This is a genomic window from Streptomyces polyasparticus, from assembly GCF_014493765.1.
Classification (GTDB): domain Bacteria; phylum Actinomycetota; class Actinomycetes; order Streptomycetales; family Streptomycetaceae; genus Streptomyces; species Streptomyces polyasparticus.
Genome location: NZ_JACTVJ010000037.1, coordinates 1 through 16,877, shown reverse-complemented (window position 1 = coordinate 16,877; position 16,877 = coordinate 1). Strand labels below are relative to the sequence as shown.

Below are 16,877 nucleotides of genomic sequence, written 5' to 3'. Positions count from 1 at the left end.
TCGACCTCGAATCAGGGAGTGACCCCGGCGGCTGGCATCCCAGCAAAGATCACCTGGCGCCGATGAGTAAGGCGTACCAGAACCACTCCACAGGAGGACCCAGTGGCGAAGGCGAAGTTCGAGCGGACTAAGCCGCACGTCAACATCGGCACCATCGGTCACATCGACCACGGTAAGACGACCCTCACGGCCGCCATTACCAAGGTGCTGCACGACGCGTACCCGGACCTGAACGAGGCCTCGGCCTTCGACCAGATCGACAAGGCTCCTGAGGAGCGCCAGCGCGGTATCACCATCTCGATCGCGCACGTCGAGTACCAGACGGAGACGCGTCACTACGCGCACGTCGACTGCCCCGGTCACGCGGACTACATCAAGAACATGATCACCGGTGCTGCCCAGATGGACGGCGCCATCCTCGTGGTCGCCGCCACCGACGGCCCGATGCCGCAGACCAAGGAGCACGTGCTCCTGGCCCGCCAGGTCGGCGTTCCGTACATCGTCGTCGCCCTGAACAAGGCCGACATGGTGGACGACGAGGAGATCCTGGAGCTCGTCGAGCTCGAGGTTCGTGAGCTGCTCTCCGAGTACGAGTTCCCGGGCGACGACGTTCCGGTCGTCAAGGTCTCGGCGCTCAAGGCGCTCGAGGGCGACGCCGAGTGGGGCAAGTCCGTCCTCGACCTGATGAAGGCCGTCGACGAGTCCATCCCGCAGCCCGAGCGTGACGTCGACAAGCCGTTCCTGATGCCGATCGAGGACGTCTTCACGATCACCGGTCGTGGCACCGTCGTCACCGGTCGTATCGAGCGTGGTGTCCTCAAGGTCAACGAGACCGTCGACATCATCGGCATCAAGACCGAGAAGACCACCACCACGGTCACCGGCATCGAGATGTTCCGCAAGCTGCTCGACGAGGGCCAGGCCGGTGAGAACGTCGGTCTGCTCCTCCGTGGCATCAAGCGCGAGGATGTCGAGCGCGGCCAGGTCATCATCAAGCCCGGTTCGGTCACGCCGCACACCGAGTTCGAGGCCCAGGCCTACATCCTGTCGAAGGACGAGGGTGGCCGTCACACCCCGTTCTTCAACAACTACCGTCCGCAGTTCTACTTCCGTACGACGGACGTGACCGGCGTCGTGACCCTCCCCGAGGGCACCGAGATGGTCATGCCGGGTGACAACACCGAGATGAAGGTGGAGCTCATCCAGCCCGTCGCCATGGAAGAGGGCCTGAAGTTCGCCATCCGTGAGGGTGGCCGGACCGTGGGCGCCGGCCAGGTCACCAAGATCAACAAGTAATTGTTGATTCGCGGTACCTGAGCTTCCAGCTCAAAACCGAAGCCCCCGTACACCTTCTGGGTGTGCGGGGGCTTCGGCCTGATTTCGGCCGATTCCCTTGTACGGGTGGGAAATTCGGCGCCGCGGAGACGGGCGACCGGGTTTGACAAGAGGGCTCCCGGGGGTACGCTTCTCGGCCCGATTGGCGCCCGATGCAACCCGTATGGCACACTGTCCAGGTTGCTCGGTTGAGTGCCGATGCTGCGCGCCTCCCGCCGGGAGGACCGGAAGCGAGTCCCACAGTACTCGTCGTCCTATCTGCCGTAAGGCAGCACTGGGGCGGACGTACGGGAATCTTCCGGGAAGTGCAGTGCGGAGGCTCGGCCAGGCGCCCGGTGGGTGTTCTTCCCCCGGCCAGCGGCCCTGGCGGCCGCGACCCCTAGCAGGGAAATCCTTCGGGACATCCGTGTCAGTGAGGTTGCGACACGCCCGACCGCGTGGGTCGGAGAAAGAGTCAAGAGAGCCCCTGGGTTCCAGAGCGTTTACTAGAGACAGGACTACTGAGTAGCCATGGCGGGACAGAAGATCCGCATCCGGCTCAAGGCCTACGACCACGAGGTCATCGACTCCTCGGCGAAGAAGATCGTCGAGACGGTGACCCGTACTGGTGCGTCGGTCGCGGGCCCGGTGCCGCTCCCCACCGAGAAGAACGTGTACTGCGTCATCAAGTCGCCGCACAAGTACAAGGACTCTCGCGAGCACTTCGAGATGCGCACGCACAAGCGCCTCATCGACATCCTCGACCCGACCCCCAAGACCGTTGACTCTCTGATGCGACTCGACCTTCCGGCCGGTGTCGACATCGAGATCAAGCTCTAAGGGCGGTTGATCTAGATGACCAAGCAGATCAAGGGCATCCTGGGCGAGAAGCTCGGCATGACGCAGGTCTGGGACGAGAACAACCGTGTCGTCCCGGTGACCGTCGTCAAGGCCGGCCCCTGCGTCGTGACCCAGGTCCGTACGAATGACTCCGACGGCTACGAGTCGGTCCAGATCGCCTTCGGCGAGATCGACCCGCGCAAGGTGAACAAGCCCCTCAAGGGCCACTTCGCCAAGGCCGACGTGACCCCCCGCCGCCACCTCGTCGAGATCCGTACCGCTGACGCCAGCGAGTACACCCTCGGCCAGGAGCTCACCGCTGAGACCTTCGAGTCCGGCGTGAAGGTCGACGTGACCGGCAAGAGCAAGGGCAAGGGCTTCGCCGGTGTCATGAAGCGCCACAACTTCAAGGGTGGCAAGGCTTCCCACGGTGCCAAGCGCATCCACCGCAAGCCCGGTTCCATCGGTGGCTGTGCCACCCCCGGCCGTGTCTTCAAGGGCATGCGCATGGCGGGTCGCATGGGCAACGAGCGGGTCACCACCCAGAACCTGACCGTCCACGCCGTTGACGCCGAGAAGGGTCTGCTGCTCATCAAGGGCGCCGTCCCCGGCCCCAACGGTGGCCTCGTCCTGGTCCGCACTGCGGCCAAGGGGGTTTGAGGAACCGATGAGCACCATTGACATCCTTTCGCCGGCAGGCGACAAGGCCGGGACTGTCGAGCTCCCCTCGGAGATCTTCGACGTCGAGAAGATCAGCATTCCGCTGATCCACCAGGTCGTTGTCGCGCAGCTGGCCGCGGCCCGTCAGGGCACGCACAAGACCAAGACCCGCGGCGAAGTCCGTGGCGGTGGCAAGAAGCCGTACCGCCAGAAGGGCACCGGCCGCGCGCGCCAGGGTTCGACCCGTGCGCCGCAGTTCGCCGGCGGTGGCGTCGTCCACGGCCCCGTGCCGCGTGACTACTCGCAGCGGACCCCGAAGAAGATGAAGGCCGCGGCCCTGCGCCACGCCCTCACCGACCGGGCCCGCCACAACCGCATCCACGTCGTGTCCGGCGTTGTTGAGGGCGACATCAGCACGAAGGCTGCCAAGACCTTCCTGGGCAAGGTCAGCGAGCGCAAGAACGTGCTCCTGGTCATCACCCGTGAGGACGAGGCCGCTCTGCTGTCCGCTCGCAACCTGCCCCAGGTCCACATCCTGGAGCCGGGCCAGCTGAACACGTACGACGTGCTCGTTTCGGACGACGTGGTCTTCACCAAGGCCGCCTTCGACTCCTTCGTCGCCGGCCCCAAGGCTGACACCGAAGGGAGCGAGGGCTGATGTCTGAAGCCACCGTTACCAGCAAGACCTTCTCGGACCCGCGCGACATCCTCGTCAAGCCGGTCGTCTCGGAGAAGAGCTACGCGCTGCTCGACGAGAACAAGTACACGTTCATCGTCGCGCCCGGCTCCAACAAGACCCAGATCAAGCAGGCCGTGGAAGCGGTCTTCGGCGTCAAGGTCACCGGGGTCAACACGATCAACCGTCAGGGCAAGCGGAAGCGTACGCGCACCGGTTTCGGCAAGCGTGCCGACACCAAGCGCGCCATCGTGACCCTCGCTGAGGGCGACCGTATCGACATCTTCGGCCAGGCCTCCTAACGGAGCGCCCTGGTCCGAATATCGGACGAGGACTGAGAAATGGGAATCCGCAAGTACAAGCCGACTACGCCGGGCCGCCGTGGCTCCAGCGTCGCCGACTTCGTCGAGATCACGCGGTCCACGCCGGAGAAGTCGCTGGTCCGCCCGCTGCACAGCAAGGGCGGCCGTAACAACACCGGTCGTGTGACCGTCCGCCACCAGGGTGGTGGCCACAAGCGCGCCTACCGCGTGATCGACTTCCGTCGTCACGACAAGGACGGCGTGCCGGCGAAGGTCGCGCACATCGAGTACGACCCCAACCGCACCGCGCGTATCGCGCTGCTGCACTACGCCGACGGCGAGAAGCGCTACATCATCGCGCCGCGCGGTCTGCAGCAGGGTGACCGGATCGAGAACGGCCCGACGGCCGACATCAAGCCGGGCAACAACCTCGCGCTGCGCAACATCCCCGTGGGTACGACGATCCACGCCATCGAGCTCCGTCCCGGTGGCGGCGCCAAGTTCGCCCGCTCCGCGGGTGCCTCGGTGCAGCTCCTGGCGAAGGAGGGCACGATGGCCCACCTTCGTATGCCCTCCGGCGAGATCCGCCTGGTCGACGCGCGCTGCCGCGCGACGGTCGGCGAGGTCGGCAACGCCGAGCAGAGCAACATCAACTGGGGCAAGGCCGGCCGTATGCGCTGGAAGGGCGTTCGCCCGACCGTGCGCGGTGTCGTCATGAACCCGGTTGACCACCCCCACGGTGGTGGTGAGGGCAAGACTTCCGGTGGTCGCCACCCGGTCAGCCCTTGGGGTCAGAAGGAAGGCCGTACTCGTTCGCCCAAGAAGGCGTCGAACAAGTACATCGTCCGCCGCCGCAAGACGAACAAGAAGCGCTAAGGACGGGTTGAGATGCCTCGTAGCCTGAAGAAGGGGCCCTTCGTCGACGACCACCTCATCAAGAAGGTGGACGCCCAGAACGAAGCCGGCACCAAGAACGTCATCAAGACCTGGTCCCGTCGCTCCATGATCGTGCCGGCCATGCTCGGCCACACGCTTGCGGTGCACAACGGCAAGACCCACATCCCGGTGTTCGTCACCGAGTCGATGGTCGGCCACAAGCTCGGCGAGTTCTCGCCGACGCGCACCTTCCGGGGCCACGTCAAGGACGACCGGAAGTCGAAGCGCCGCTAGTAGCGGATCGCATTCAGACAAGAAACTGAAGGGACAACCATGGAAGCCAGGGCCCAGGCGCGGTACATCCGCGTCACGCCCATGAAGGCCCGCCGCGTGGTGGACCTCATCCGTGGCATGGACGCCACGGAGGCCCAGGCCGTCCTGCGATTCGCTCCGCAGGCAGCCTCGGTTCCCGTTGGCAAGGTGCTCGACAGCGCCATCGCCAACGCCGCGCACAACTACGACCACAGTGACGCCTCTTCGCTGTTCATCAGCGAGGCGTTCGTGGATGAAGGCCCGACCCTGAAGCGGTTCCGTCCGCGTGCCCAGGGCCGTGCCTACCGGATCCGTAAGCGGACCAGCCACATCACCGTGGTCGTCAGCAGCAAGGAAGGAACCCGGTAATGGGCCAGAAGGTAAACCCGCACGGGTTCCGGCTCGGCATCACCACCGACTTCAAGTCGCGTTGGTACGCCGACAAGCTGTACAAGGACTACGTCAAGGAAGACGTCGCCATCCGTCGGATGATGACGTCCGGCATGGAGCGCGCCGGTATCTCGAAGGTTGAGATCGAGCGCACCCGTGACCGTGTCCGCGTGGACATCCACACCGCCCGCCCGGGCATCGTCATCGGCCGCCGTGGCGCCGAGGCCGACCGCATCCGCGGTGACCTCGAGAAGCTCACGGGCAAGCAGGTCCAGCTGAACATCCTCGAGGTCAAGAACCCCGAGACGGATGCTCAGCTGGTTGCCCAGGCCGTTGCCGAGCAGCTGTCCTCCCGCGTCTCCTTCCGTCGGGCCATGCGCAAGAGCATGCAGTCCGCCATGAAGGCCGGCGCCAAGGGCATCAAGATCCAGTGTGGTGGCCGCCTCGGCGGCGCCGAGATGAGCCGTTCGGAGTTCTACCGCGAGGGTCGTGTGCCGCTGCACACGCTGCGCGCGAACGTCGACTACGGCTTCTTCGAGGCGAAGACCACCTTCGGCCGTATCGGTGTGAAGGTCTGGATCTACAAGGGCGACGTCAAGAACATCGCCGAGGTCCGCGCCGAGAACGCTGCGGCCCGTGCGGGTAACCGCCCGGCCCGTGGTGGCGCCGACCGTCCCGCCGGCCGTGGTGGCCGTGGTGGCGAGCGTGGCGGCCGCGGCCGCAAGCCGCAGCAGTCGGCTCCGGCCGCCGAGGCCCCCAAGGCCGAGGCGCCCGCCGCTGCTCCGGCTGAGAGCACCGGAACGGAGGCCTGACCGAAATGCTGATCCCCCGTAGGGTCAAGCACCGCAAGCAGCACCACCCGAAGCGCAGCGGTATGTCCAAGGGTGGCACGCAGGTTGCGTTCGGCGAGTACGGCATCCAGGCGCTCACGCCGGCGTACGTGACGAACCGTCAGATCGAGGCCGCTCGTATCGCCATGACGCGTCACATCAAGCGTGGCGGCAAGGTCTGGATCAACATCTACCCGGACCGCCCCCTCACCAAGAAGCCTGCCGAGACCCGCATGGGTTCCGGTAAGGGTTCGCCGGAGTGGTGGGTCGCCAACGTCAAGCCCGGACGCGTGATGTTCGAGCTGTCGTACCCCAACGAGAAGATCGCGCGTGAGGCGCTGACTCGTGCGGCTCACAAGCTGCCGATGAAGTGCAAGATCGTCAAGCGCGAGGCAGGTGAAGCGTGATGTCGACCGGTACCAAGGCGTCCGAGCTCCGCGAGCTGGGCAACGAGGAGCTTGTCAACAAGCTTCGCGAGGCCAAGGAAGAGCTGTTCAATCTCCGCTTCCAGGCGGCGACCGGCCAGCTCGAGAACCATGGCCGTCTCAAGGCGGTCCGTAAGGACATCGCGCGGATCTACACCCTGATGCGCGAGCGTGAGCTGGGCATCGAGACGGTGGAGAACGCCTGATGAGCGAGAAGACTGTGACTGAAGAGACTGCCGCCCGCGGCTTCCGCAAGACCCGCGAGGGTCTCGTCGTCAGCGACAAGATGGACAAGACCGTCGTCGTCGCTGTCGAGGACCGCGTCAAGCACGCGCTGTACGGCAAGGTCATCCGCCGTACGAACAAGCTCAAGGCGCACGACGAGCAGAACGCTGCCGGCGTCGGCGACCGTGTCCTCCTCATGGAGACGCGTCCGCTGTCGGCGACCAAGCGCTGGCGCGTCGTCGAGATCCTCGAGAAGGCGAAGTAGTCCCGCGGGGGCCTTGCGCCCCCGCGCTGCTTCTCTTCGACAGGCCAAGTAATTCCTGCGGGCAACTCCGCAGGACAGTTCCGCCAGGCTCGGCAGGGGCCCACTCCTCCTACGGGGTGAAGCCCCTGCCGGGAACCGGCAGACGATCAGGAGATAGACGTGATCCAGCAGGAGTCGCGACTCAAGGTCGCCGACAACACTGGTGCGAAGGAAATCCTTTGCATCCGTGTTCTCGGTGGCTCGGGTCGCCGCTACGCGGGCATCGGCGACGTCATCGTCGCCACCGTCAAGGACGCGATCCCCGGCGGCAATGTGAAGAAGGGTGACGTCATCAAGGCGGTCATCGTTCGCACCGTCAAGGAGCGCCGCCGTCCCGACGGCTCGTACATCCGCTTCGACGAGAACGCCGCTGTCATTCTCAAGAACGACGGCGACCCTCGTGGCACCCGTATTTTCGGCCCGGTGGGTCGTGAGCTGCGCGAGAAGAAGTTCATGAAGATCATCTCGCTCGCGCCGGAGGTGCTGTAAGCATGAAGATCAAGAAGGGCGACCTGGTTCAGGTCATCACCGGTAAGGACAAGGGCAAGCAGGGCAAGGTCATTGCCGCTTTCCCGCGCGACGAGCGTGTCCTGGTCGAGGGTGTCAACCGGGTCAAGAAGCACACCAAGGCCGGTCCGACCGCCAGCGGTTCGCAGGCCGGCGGCATCATCACCACCGAGGCGCCGATCCACGTCTCCAACGTCCAGCTGGTCGTTGAGAAGGACGGCAACAAGGTTGTGACGCGCGTCGGTTACCGCTTCGACGACGAGGGCAACAAGGTTCGCGTTGCCAAGCGGACGGGTGAGGACATCTGATGGCTACCACCACGACTCCGCGTCTCAAGACGAAGTACCGCGAGGAGATCGCGGGCAAGCTGCGTGAGGAGTTCTCGTACGAGAACGTCATGCAGGTGCCCGGTCTCGTCAAGATCGTGGTCAACATGGGTGTCGGCGACGCCGCCCGTGACTCGAAGCTCATGGACGGTGCCGTCCGTGACCTGACGACGATCACCGGTCAGAAGCCGGCCATCACCAAGGCCCGCAAGTCCATCGCGCAGTTCAAGCTGCGCGAGGGTCAGCCGATCGGTGCCCACGTCACGCTTCGTGGCGACCGCATGTGGGAGTTCCTGGACCGCACCCTGTCGCTCGCGCTGCCGCGCATCCGCGACTTCCGTGGTCTGTCCCCCAAGCAGTTCGACGGCCGTGGCAACTACACCTTCGGTCTCACCGAGCAGGTCATGTTCCACGAGATCGACCAGGACAAGATCGACCGCGTCCGGGGTATGGACATCACCGTGGTCACCACGGCGACCAACGACGACGAGGGCCGTGCCCTTCTGCGTCACCTCGGCTTCCCGTTCAAGGAGGCGTAAGCGAGATGGCGAAGAAGGCTCTGATTGCCAAGGCTGCTCGTAAGCCCAAGTTCGGTGTGCGTGCCTACACCCGCTGCCAGCGTTGTGGCCGCCCGCACTCCGTGTACCGCAAGTTCGGCCTGTGCCGCGTGTGCCTTCGTGAGATGGCTCACCGTGGCGAGCTGCCGGGCGTGACCAAGAGCTCCTGGTAAACCCCGAATCTTCGGGATTTCCAGGCGCTCTCGGTAAGCACTCTGGTCGGCAGGGCCCTCCTCCGCATGCCGTAGGCTTGTGGGGTTGGGCGCCTGCCGCCCTGAAACGACTTACTACGCCGTAGGTCCCCGTGCCGCACCCGTCCCGCCTCTGTGTGGGGAGAGGGATGGCGCATACAGGAAACCCCGGCGAGAGAGGCCGAAGGCCAATTCATGACCATGACTGATCCGATCGCAGACATGCTGACGCGTCTGCGCAATGCGAACTCGGCGTACCACGACTCGGTGTCGATGCCGCACAGCAAGATCAAGTCCCACATCGCGGAGATCCTCCAGCAGGAGGGCTACATCACCGGCTGGAAGACCGAGGACGCCGAGGTCGGCAAGAACCTCGTTCTCGAGCTGAAGTTCGGCCCGAACCGTGAGCGCTCCATCGCGGGCATCAAGCGGATCTCCAAGCCCGGTCTCCGGGTTTACGCGAAGTCCACCAACCTGCCCAAGGTCCTGGGCGGCCTCGGCGTGGCGATCATCTCCACGTCGCACGGTCTCCTGACCGACAAGCAGGCCGGCAAGAAGGGCGTAGGCGGAGAAGTCCTCGCCTACGTCTGGTAGCGGAAAGGAATCGGAAGAAGCTATGTCGCGTATTGGCAAGCTCCCCATCACGGTTCCCGCCGGCGTGGACGTCACCATCGACGGCCAGACGGTCACGGTCAAGGGCTCCAAGGGCACCCTGACCCACACCGTCGTGGCGCCGATCGAGATCGCTAAGGGCGAGGACGGCGTTCTGAACGTCACCCGCCCGAACGACGAGCGTCAGAACAAGGCCCTGCACGGCCTGTCCCGCACGCTGGTGGCGAACATGATCACCGGCGTGACCCAGGGTTACGTGAAGAAGCTCGAGATCAGCGGTGTCGGTTACCGCGTCCTGGCGAAGGGCTCCAACCTGGAGTTCTCGCTCGGCTACAGCCACCCGATCCTGATCGAGGCGCCCGAGGGCATCTCCTTCAAGGTCGAGTCGCCGACGAAGTTCTCGGTCGAGGGCATCGACAAGCAGAAGGTCGGCGAGGTTGCGGCCAACATCCGCAAGCTGCGCAAGCCCGACCCGTACAAGGCCAAGGGCGTCAAGTACGAGGGCGAAGTCATTCGCCGCAAGGTCGGAAAGGCGGGTAAGTAAGCCATGGCATACGGCACAAAGATTGCTAAGGGCGACGCTTACAAGCGTGCTGCCATCAAGCGCCGTCACATCCGTATCCGCAAGCACATCTCGGGTACGGCTGAGCGTCCGCGTCTCGTCGTGACGCGCTCCAACCGCAACATCATCGCCCAGGTGATCGACGACGTTAAGGGTCACACCCTCGCGTCGGCCTCCACCCTGGACACGACGATCCGCGGTGGCGAGGGCGACAAGTCGGCTCAGGCCAAGCAGGTCGGCGCTCTTGTCGCCGAGCGCGCCAAGGCCGCCGGTGTCGAGACCGTCGTATTCGACCGTGGTGGTAACCAGTACGCCGGGCGCATCGCCGCCCTGGCGGACGCCGCCCGCGAAGCCGGACTCAAGTTCTGAGTCGGTTCCGTAGCTAGCGGAAACAGAGAGAGGTAATTCCAATGGCTGGACCCCAGCGCCGCAGTGGCGGTGCCGGTGGCGGCGAGCGGCGGGACCGGAAGGGTCGCGACGGTGGCGCTGCTGCCGCCGAGAAGACCGCGTACGTTGAGCGCGTTGTCGCGATCAACCGCGTCGCCAAGGTTGTCAAGGGTGGTCGTCGCTTCAGCTTCACTGCGCTCGTCGTAGTGGGCGACGGTGACGGCACCGTGGGTGTCGGTTACGGCAAGGCCAAGGAGGTGCCGGCCGCCATCGCCAAGGGTGTTGAGGAGGCCAAGAAGCACTTCTTCAAGGTCCCCCGTATCCAGGGCACCATCCCGCACCCGATCCAGGGTGAGAAGGCTGCCGGCGTCGTGCTGCTCAAGCCCGCGTCCCCGGGTACCGGTGTTATCGCCGGTGGTCCGGTGCGCGCCGTGCTCGAGTGCGCCGGTATCCACGACGTGCTGTCGAAGTCGCTCGGCTCCGACAACGCGATCAACATCGTGCACGCGACCGTGGCGGCCCTCAAGGGCCTGCAGCGTCCCGAGGAGATCGCGGCTCGCCGTGGTCTGCCCCTCGAGGACGTCGCCCCCGCGGCTCTTCTCCGTGCGCGTGCCGGGGCTGGTGCGTAATGGCACAGCTCAAGATCACGCAGGTGAAGTCGTACATCGGCAGCAAGCAGAACCACCGTGACACCCTGCGCTCCCTTGGTCTCAAGGGCATCAACACGCAGGTCGTCAAGGAGGATCGTCCCGAGTTCCGCGGCATGGTGCACACCGTCCGCCACCTCGTGACGGTCGAGGAGGTCGACTGATCATGGGTGAGCAGAACCCGCTCAAGATCCACAACCTCCGTCCTGCCCCGGGCGCCAAGACCGCCAAGACCCGTGTGGGTCGTGGTGAGGCGTCGAAGGGTAAGACGGCAGGTCGCGGTACCAAGGGTACGAAGGCCCGTTACCAGGTTCCGGAGCGCTTCGAGGGTGGCCAGATGCCCCTCCACATGCGTCTCCCGAAGCTCAAGGGCTTCAAGAACCCGTTCAAGACCGAGTTCCAGGTCGTGAACCTGGACAAGCTGGCTTCGCTCTACCCCGAGGGTGGCGAGGTCACGGTCGAGGACCTGGTCGCCAAGGGCGCCGTGCGCAAGAACAGCCTCGTCAAGGTCCTGGGCCAGGGCGAGATCTCCGTGGCGCTGCAGGTGACGGTCGACGCCGTCTCCGGCTCCGCCAAGGAGAAGATCGCCGCCGCCGGCGGCACCGTCACCGAGCTCGTCTGATTCCGTCAGGCCGAGTCTCGATGACTTGAACGATCCCACCGGGGATGCCCCACAAAAGGGGCATCCCCGGTTGGTCGTTCCTAGGGGGGCATGGTCGCCGGTAAGGTGGCGTGCGTTAATGCTTCCGCGCGGTCTTGCCCTGTACCGGGAACCGTGCGGTTCTTGCCTCAGTTGTACTTCTATTCGTCGAACCTCAAGACCGTCACCTCTGACGCACGCGCGCGGGGGTCGCAGGAGGCACCGTGCTCACCGCGTTCGCCCGGGCGTTCAAGACGCCCGACCTGCGCAAGAAGCTGCTCTTCACGCTCGGCATCATCGTCATCTACCGGCTCGGTGCCCACGTCCCGATCCCCGGGGTGAGTTACGAGAACGTGCAGATCTGTCTGGACCAGGCCAATACGAATGGCGGCCTGTTCGGACTGGTCAACATGTTCAGCGGTGGTGCACTGCTGCAGATCACGATCTTCGCGCTGGGCATCATGCCGTACATCACGGCGAGCATCATCCTGCAGCTGCTGACCGTGGTCATTCCGCGGCTCGAAGCCCTCAAGAAGGAGGGCCAGTCGGGTACCGCGAAGATCACGCAGTACACGCGTTACCTGACGGTCGCGCTCGCCATCCTCCAGGGCACCGGCCTGGTGGCCACCGCACGCAGCGGCGCGCTGTTCAGCAGCTGCCCCGTGCGCGGCGAGATCGTGCCGGACCAGTCGATCTTCACGACCGTGGTGATGGTCCTGACCATGACCGCGGGCACCGCGGTGGTCATGTGGCTCGGTGAGCTCATCACCGACCGCGGCATCGGCAACGGCATGTCCATCCTGATGTTCATCTCGATCGCCGCCGGTTTCGTCGGCGCTCTGTGGGCCATCAAGGAGCAGGGCAAGCTGGCCGACGGCTGGATCGAGTTCGGCATCGTCATCGCCGTGGGCCTGGCCATGGTCGCCCTCGTCGTCTTCGTCGAGCAGGCTCAGCGCCGTATCCCCGTGCAGTACGCGAAGCGCATGATCGGGCGCCGTTCCTACGGCGGTACGTCGACGTACATCCCGCTGAAGGTCAACCAGGCGGGCATCATCCCTGTGATCTTCGCCTCTTCGCTGCTCTACATCCCGGCTCTCGTCGCGCAGTTCAGCGGTTCGACCTCGGGCTGGGCGCGGTGGATCGAAGCCCACTTCGTCAAGGGTGACCACCCGTATTACATCGCCACGTACTTCGTGCTGATCGTGTTCTTCGCCTTCTTCTACGTGGCCATCTCGTTCAACCCCGAAGAAGTCGCCGACAACATGAAGAAGTATGGTGGCTTCATCCCGGGCATCCGGGCAGGCCGTCCCACCGCCGAGTATCTGAGCTACGTGCTCAACCGCATCACTTGGCCGGGGTCGCTGTATCTGGGTCTGATCGCTCTTGTGCCGACGATGGCGTTGGCGCCCCTCGGTGCAAACCAGAACTTCCCGTTCGGCGGGACGAGCATCCTGATCATCGTGGGTGTGGGTCTGGAGACCGTGAAGCAGATCGAGAGCCAGCTCCAGCAGCGTAATTACGAAGGGTTCCTCCGCTGATGCGAATCGTCCTCGTCGGACCGCCCGGTGCCGGCAAGGGAACGCAGGCCGCGTTCCTTGCCCAGAACCTCGCGATCCCGCACATCTCCACGGGCGACCTTTTCCGCGCCAACATCAGCCAGGGCACGGAGCTCGGTCTGAAGGCCAAGTCCTACATGGACGCGGGCAACCTGGTGCCGGACGAGGTCACCATCGGGATGGCCAAGGACCGCATGGCCCAGGCCGACGCCGTGAACGGCTTCCTGCTCGACGGCTTCCCGCGCAACGTCTCGCAGGCCGAGGCCCTGGACGACGCGCTGAAGCTCGACGGTCAGCAGCTGGACGCGGTCCTGGACCTCGAGGTCCCCGAGGACGAGGTCGTCAAGCGCATCGCGGGCCGCCGTATCTGCCGCAACGACTCGAGCCACGTCTTCCACGTCTCGTACAAGCAGCCCGCGACCGAGGGCGTCTGCGACGTCTGCGGCGGCGAGCTGTACCAGCGTGGTGACGACACCGAGGAGACTGTCCGCCGGCGGCTCGAGGTCTACCACAGCGAGACCGAGCCGATCATCGACCACTACCGGGCCCAGGGCCTGGTCGTGACGATCTCGGCGCTCGGCAGCGTCGCCGAGGTGACGGAGCGGGCCATGGCCGCGCTCCGCAAGGGCGACGCCGCCTGAGGCGAATGAGCTGTAGTACGGCCGCGGTGCCCTGATGGGTGCCGCGGCCGTAGTGTTGTGTCAGTAGGTCTTTTCCTTAGATACGGAGCGAAGTCGGCCATGGTGGAGATCAAGACCCCCGAGCAGATCGCCAAGATGCGTGAGGCCGGCCTTGTCGTCGCCGCGATCCACAAGGCCACCCGTGAGGCGGCCGTGCCGGGCGCGACCACCAAGGACCTCGACGAGGTCGCGCGCAAGGTGCTCGACGAGCACGGCGCGAAGTCCAACTTCCTCGGGTACGGCGGCTTTCCCGCGACCATCTGCACCTCGAAGAACGAGGTCGTGGTGCACGGCATCCCGAGCGACGACGTCGTGCTCAACGACGGCGACATCATCTCGATCGACTGCGGCGCGATCATCGACGGCTGGCACGGCGACGCCGCGTACACGGCCTTCGTCGGCTCCGGGCACGCGCCCGAGCTGATCGAGCTCTCCCGGGTGACCGAGGAGTCGATGTGGGCGGGCATCGCGGCGATGAAACAAGGCAACCGCCTCGTCGACGTCTCCAAGGCGATCGAGACGTACATCCGCCGCCAGCCGCGGCCGGCCACCGGCAAGTACGGGATCATCGAGGACTACGGCGGCCACGGCATCGGCACGCAGATGCACATGGAGCCGCACCTCCTGAACTACGTGGAGCGTCGTCGCGGGCGCGGCCCGAAGCTGGTCCCCGGGTTCTGCCTCGCGATCGAGCCCATGGTCTCGCTGGGCACCCCGCGTACGGAGGTCCTGGAGGACGACTGGACCGTCATCACCACGGACGGGACCTGGTCCTCGCACTGGGAGCACTCGGTCGCGGTGACGGAGCAGGGTCCGCTGGTGCTGACGGCCCCCGATGGTGGCAAGGCCAAGTTGGCTGAGATGGGGATCACTGCGGCGCCGGATCCGCTGGGCTGATCGGCGGTCTCGGTCTGAGCGTGGGTCGGTGGTGTCGACGGACGGAGTCCGGCGCAGCCGCTCGAAGCTTGTGAGGCGCCCCTGGCGCCGAACCCGCGAGAGGGGCGTCGAAAATAGGTCGACTGGACCGTCATCACGACGGACGGCACGTGGTCCTCGCACTGGGAGCACTCGGTCGCGGTGACGGAGCAGGGTCCGCTGGTGCTGACGGCCCCGGATGGTGGCAAGGCCAAGCTGGCTGAGATGGGGATCACTGCGGCGCCGGATCCGCTGGGCTGAGTTCTGGCGGCGTTCGGATCCGCTCAAACGCCGCAGGATCTGGGTTAACGATCGCCCGGTCGGGGCAAACATTCCGGATTCGTGTTTCTGGAGGCTCTGACGTAGACTGACTCGTCGGCTCTCGTGCACCCGTATGCCTGCATTCCGCAGGAGACGGCAGCGAGACCGATCAAGGTAGTCGATTCGAAGGGCGAAGCGTGGCCAAGAAGCAAGGTGCCATCGAGATCGAAGGCACTGTCGTCGAGTCTCTTCCGAACGCCATGTTCAAGGTGGAGCTCCAGAACGGCCACCAGGTCCTGGCACACATCAGCGGCAAGATGCGTATGCACTACATCCGCATCCTCCCTGACGACCGGGTCGTGGTGGAGCTGTCTCCGTACGACCTGACGCGTGGCCGGATCGTCTACCGGTACAAGTAGATCTTGCCTGTTGTCCCGCATTCCGCGGGGCGGTGGCACTGACCCGGAGAACCTCATCACATGAAGGTCAAGCCGAGCGTCAAGAAGATCTGCGACAAGTGCAGGGTGATTCGCCGTCACGGCCGAGTCATGATCATCTGCGACAACCCGCGCCACAAGCAGCGCCAGGGCTGACGCAGGTCTGCACCCGCAGATCATCGCGCGACGCATAGCTGAACAGTAATTACGCAGGACCCGTCCCTCTTCAGCAATGGAGGGCGACACCCTCGGTTCGGAGGCCGGGGACCCAGTACGTACCAACTCTTCGCACGCGAAGGGGACGGCGGCTGGGAGCGGCCCTGCGGCAGACCTCCGAAGATCAAACTGGAGCCATTCAATGGCACGCGTTTCCGGTGTTGACATCCCGCGCGACAAGCGTGTGGAGGTCGCTCTCACCTACGTGTTCGGCATCGGCCGGACCCTTTCGCAGAAGACGCTGGCCGAGACCGGCGTCAACCCGAACACCCGCGTTCGCGACCTCTCCGAGGAGGAGCTGGTCAAGATCCGCGAGTACGTGGACAACAACTTCAAGACCGAGGGTGACCTCCGTCGTGAGGTTCAGGCCGACATCCGCCGCAAGGTCGAGATCGGTTGCTACCAGGGTCTGCGTCACCGTCGTGGTCTGCCCGTCCACGGTCAGCGCACGAGCACGAACGCCCGTACCCGCAAGGGCCCGCGTCGCGCCATCGCCGGCAAGAAGAAGCCGGGCAAGAAGTAGTCCGCAGCCAGCGGTCCCACCAGCTGCTGTAGGACCGACCACCTCCCCGTAGGAGTTATAGATGCCCCCCAAGGGTCGTCAGGGCGCTGCCAAGAAGGTGCGCCGCAAGGAAAAGAAGAACGTCGCCCACGGGCACGCTCACATCAAGAGCACGTTCAACAACACGATCGTGTCCATCACGGACCCGTCGGGCAACGTGATCTCGTGGGCCTCCGCCGGCCACGTCGGCTTCAAGGGCTCGCGCAAGTCCACGCCGTTCGCCGCGCAGATGGCCGCCGAGTCGGCTGCCCGTCGCGCGCAGGAGCACGGCATGCGCAAGGTCGACGTCTTCGTCAAGGGTCCCGGCTCCGGCCGTGAGACCGCGATCCGCTCCCTCCAGGCCACCGGCCTCGAGGTCGGCTCGATCCAGGACGTCACCCCCACGCCGCACAACGGCTGCCGTCCCCCCAAGCGCCGCCGCGTCTGACGCGCTGCGTTTGATCTGAGGACTTCGGGCGGTACGGCGCTTCGGTGCCGTATCGCCCGTACCCTTGAAAGGCCCGTGCCTTCACGGCGCGGTTTCTGTCGGACATCAAATAGTGGGTGTCCATGACTGAAGGAATCACCACATGCTGATCGCTCAGCGTCCCTCGCTGACCGAAGAGGTCGTCGACGAGTTCCGTTCCCGGTTCGTGATCGAGCCGCTGGAGCCGGGCTTCGGTTACAC

The 16,877-nt window shown here is 65.2% G+C and carries 29 protein-coding genes and 2 pseudogenes; all 31 read left to right on the top strand.

The features are described from left to right. Positions 1–102: 102 nt before the first annotated feature. Positions 103–1,296 (top strand): elongation factor Tu, encoded by a 1,194-nt coding sequence (gene tuf, locus H9Y04_RS42980; RefSeq protein WP_187819712.1) that lies wholly within the window; start codon positions 103–105, stop codon positions 1,294–1,296. A gap of 549 nt (positions 1,297–1,845) precedes the next feature. After that, entirely contained in the window at positions 1,846–2,154 is a 309-nt protein-coding gene (gene rpsJ / locus H9Y04_RS42975) for a 30S ribosomal protein S10 (protein ID WP_003948644.1), read from the top strand. Positions 2,155–2,169: 15 nt separating this feature from the next. Further along, positions 2,170–2,814 (top strand): 50S ribosomal protein L3, encoded by a 645-nt coding sequence (rplC, locus tag H9Y04_RS42970; RefSeq protein WP_187819711.1) that lies wholly within the window; start codon positions 2,170–2,172, stop codon positions 2,812–2,814. A gap of 7 nt (positions 2,815–2,821) precedes the next feature. Beyond that, complete coding sequence (gene rplD, locus H9Y04_RS42965) at positions 2,822–3,472, top strand: 50S ribosomal protein L4 (protein WP_187819710.1); 651 nt, start codon at positions 2,822–2,824, stop codon at positions 3,470–3,472. Continuing rightward, a complete protein-coding gene (gene rplW / locus H9Y04_RS42960) occupies positions 3,472–3,792 on the top strand; it encodes a 50S ribosomal protein L23 (protein WP_187819709.1) in 321 nt (106 codons plus the stop codon). Before rplD ends, rplW begins: the two co-directional genes overlap by 1 nt. A gap of 39 nt (positions 3,793–3,831) precedes the next feature. Then, positions 3,832–4,668 (top strand): 50S ribosomal protein L2, encoded by an 837-nt coding sequence (gene rplB, locus H9Y04_RS42955; protein WP_187819708.1) that lies wholly within the window; start codon positions 3,832–3,834, stop codon positions 4,666–4,668. Positions 4,669–4,680: 12 nt separating this feature from the next. Further along, positions 4,681–4,962, top strand: coding sequence for a 30S ribosomal protein S19 (gene rpsS, locus H9Y04_RS42950; protein WP_003992359.1), 282 nt, complete (start codon positions 4,681–4,683; stop codon positions 4,960–4,962). Between the two features lie 39 nt (positions 4,963–5,001). Then, complete coding sequence (rplV, locus tag H9Y04_RS42945; RefSeq protein WP_135332555.1) at positions 5,002–5,349, top strand: 50S ribosomal protein L22; 348 nt, start codon at positions 5,002–5,004, stop codon at positions 5,347–5,349. Further along, positions 5,349–6,182: a 30S ribosomal protein S3 gene (rpsC, locus tag H9Y04_RS42940; RefSeq protein ID WP_187819707.1), complete on the top strand. Its 834-nt coding sequence runs from the start codon at positions 5,349–5,351 to the stop codon at positions 6,180–6,182. The genes rplV and rpsC overlap by 1 nt, the downstream gene beginning before the upstream one ends. 5 nt (positions 6,183–6,187) lie before the next feature. Then, on the top strand, positions 6,188–6,607 hold the full coding sequence (gene rplP, locus H9Y04_RS42935) for a 50S ribosomal protein L16 (protein ID WP_059424836.1): 420 nt from the start codon (positions 6,188–6,190) through the stop codon (positions 6,605–6,607). Further along, entirely contained in the window at positions 6,607–6,831 is a 225-nt protein-coding gene (gene rpmC, locus H9Y04_RS42930; protein ID WP_187819706.1) for a 50S ribosomal protein L29, read from the top strand. Before rplP ends, rpmC begins: the two co-directional genes overlap by 1 nt. Then, the gene (gene rpsQ / locus H9Y04_RS42925) at positions 6,831–7,115 is read left to right on the top strand and encodes a 30S ribosomal protein S17 (RefSeq protein WP_111663851.1); all 285 of its coding nucleotides are present in this window, start codon (positions 6,831–6,833) and stop codon (positions 7,113–7,115) included. The genes rpmC and rpsQ overlap by 1 nt, the downstream gene beginning before the upstream one ends. A gap of 159 nt (positions 7,116–7,274) precedes the next feature. Continuing rightward, the gene (gene rplN, locus H9Y04_RS42920) at positions 7,275–7,643 is read left to right on the top strand and encodes a 50S ribosomal protein L14 (protein WP_119286207.1); all 369 of its coding nucleotides are present in this window, start codon (positions 7,275–7,277) and stop codon (positions 7,641–7,643) included. Between the two features lie 2 nt (positions 7,644–7,645). Continuing rightward, positions 7,646–7,969, top strand: coding sequence for a 50S ribosomal protein L24 (rplX, locus tag H9Y04_RS42915; RefSeq protein WP_165332361.1), 324 nt, complete (start codon positions 7,646–7,648; stop codon positions 7,967–7,969). Continuing rightward, positions 7,969–8,526 carry a 50S ribosomal protein L5 gene (rplE, locus tag H9Y04_RS42910; RefSeq protein WP_187819705.1) on the top strand — a complete coding sequence of 186 codons (558 nt, stop codon included), beginning with the start codon at positions 7,969–7,971 and terminating at the stop codon, positions 8,524–8,526. The genes rplX and rplE overlap by 1 nt, the downstream gene beginning before the upstream one ends. Positions 8,527–8,531: 5 nt before the next feature. Beyond that, positions 8,532–8,717 carry a type Z 30S ribosomal protein S14 gene (locus tag H9Y04_RS42905; RefSeq protein WP_003956452.1) on the top strand — a complete coding sequence of 62 codons (186 nt, stop codon included), beginning with the start codon at positions 8,532–8,534 and terminating at the stop codon, positions 8,715–8,717. Positions 8,718–8,930: 213 nt separating this feature from the next. After that, on the top strand, positions 8,931–9,329 hold the full coding sequence (gene rpsH, locus H9Y04_RS42900; protein ID WP_093613762.1) for a 30S ribosomal protein S8: 399 nt from the start codon (positions 8,931–8,933) through the stop codon (positions 9,327–9,329). A 22-nt stretch (positions 9,330–9,351) separates the two neighbouring features. After that, positions 9,352–9,891, top strand: coding sequence for a 50S ribosomal protein L6 (gene rplF / locus H9Y04_RS42895; protein ID WP_187819704.1), 540 nt, complete (start codon positions 9,352–9,354; stop codon positions 9,889–9,891). Between the two features lie 3 nt (positions 9,892–9,894). Beyond that, positions 9,895–10,278, top strand: coding sequence for a 50S ribosomal protein L18 (gene rplR, locus H9Y04_RS42890; protein ID WP_187819703.1), 384 nt, complete (start codon positions 9,895–9,897; stop codon positions 10,276–10,278). 41 nt (positions 10,279–10,319) lie between these two features. Continuing rightward, positions 10,320–10,925, top strand: coding sequence for a 30S ribosomal protein S5 (gene rpsE, locus H9Y04_RS42885; RefSeq protein WP_187819702.1), 606 nt, complete (start codon positions 10,320–10,322; stop codon positions 10,923–10,925). Then, positions 10,925–11,107: a 50S ribosomal protein L30 gene (gene rpmD / locus H9Y04_RS42880; protein ID WP_003974250.1), complete on the top strand. Its 183-nt coding sequence runs from the start codon at positions 10,925–10,927 to the stop codon at positions 11,105–11,107. The genes rpsE and rpmD overlap by 1 nt, the downstream gene beginning before the upstream one ends. A gap of 2 nt (positions 11,108–11,109) precedes the next feature. Beyond that, entirely contained in the window at positions 11,110–11,565 is a 456-nt protein-coding gene (gene rplO / locus H9Y04_RS42875) for a 50S ribosomal protein L15 (protein ID WP_187819701.1), read from the top strand. A 242-nt stretch (positions 11,566–11,807) separates the two neighbouring features. Next, positions 11,808–13,121, top strand: coding sequence for a preprotein translocase subunit SecY (gene secY, locus H9Y04_RS42870; protein ID WP_187819700.1), 1,314 nt, complete (start codon positions 11,808–11,810; stop codon positions 13,119–13,121). After that, complete coding sequence (locus H9Y04_RS42865; RefSeq protein WP_187819699.1) at positions 13,121–13,780, top strand: adenylate kinase; 660 nt, start codon at positions 13,121–13,123, stop codon at positions 13,778–13,780. Before secY ends, H9Y04_RS42865 begins: the two co-directional genes overlap by 1 nt. Before the next feature lie 99 nt (positions 13,781–13,879). After that, the gene (gene map / locus H9Y04_RS42860) at positions 13,880–14,716 is read left to right on the top strand and encodes a type I methionyl aminopeptidase (RefSeq protein ID WP_187819698.1); all 837 of its coding nucleotides are present in this window, start codon (positions 13,880–13,882) and stop codon (positions 14,714–14,716) included. 120 nt (positions 14,717–14,836) lie between these two features. Beyond that, positions 14,837–14,995, top strand: a pseudogene (locus H9Y04_RS42855) (type I methionyl aminopeptidase); the annotation flags it as partial. Positions 14,996–15,192: 197 nt separating this feature from the next. Beyond that, positions 15,193–15,414, top strand: a complete 222-nt coding sequence (gene infA / locus H9Y04_RS42850) for a translation initiation factor IF-1 (RefSeq protein WP_003948620.1) — start codon at positions 15,193–15,195, stop codon at positions 15,412–15,414. Between the two features lie 60 nt (positions 15,415–15,474). Next, the gene (rpmJ, locus tag H9Y04_RS42845) at positions 15,475–15,588 is read left to right on the top strand and encodes a 50S ribosomal protein L36 (RefSeq protein WP_003948619.1); all 114 of its coding nucleotides are present in this window, start codon (positions 15,475–15,477) and stop codon (positions 15,586–15,588) included. A gap of 202 nt (positions 15,589–15,790) precedes the next feature. Next, positions 15,791–16,171, top strand: coding sequence for a 30S ribosomal protein S13 (gene rpsM / locus H9Y04_RS42840; protein WP_052580758.1), 381 nt, complete (start codon positions 15,791–15,793; stop codon positions 16,169–16,171). Positions 16,172–16,232: 61 nt separating this feature from the next. Then, complete coding sequence (gene rpsK, locus H9Y04_RS42835) at positions 16,233–16,637, top strand: 30S ribosomal protein S11 (RefSeq protein WP_003956432.1); 405 nt, start codon at positions 16,233–16,235, stop codon at positions 16,635–16,637. Positions 16,638–16,779: 142 nt separating this feature from the next. After that, a pseudogene (locus tag H9Y04_RS42830) lies at positions 16,780–16,877 on the top strand (DNA-directed RNA polymerase subunit alpha); the annotation flags it as partial.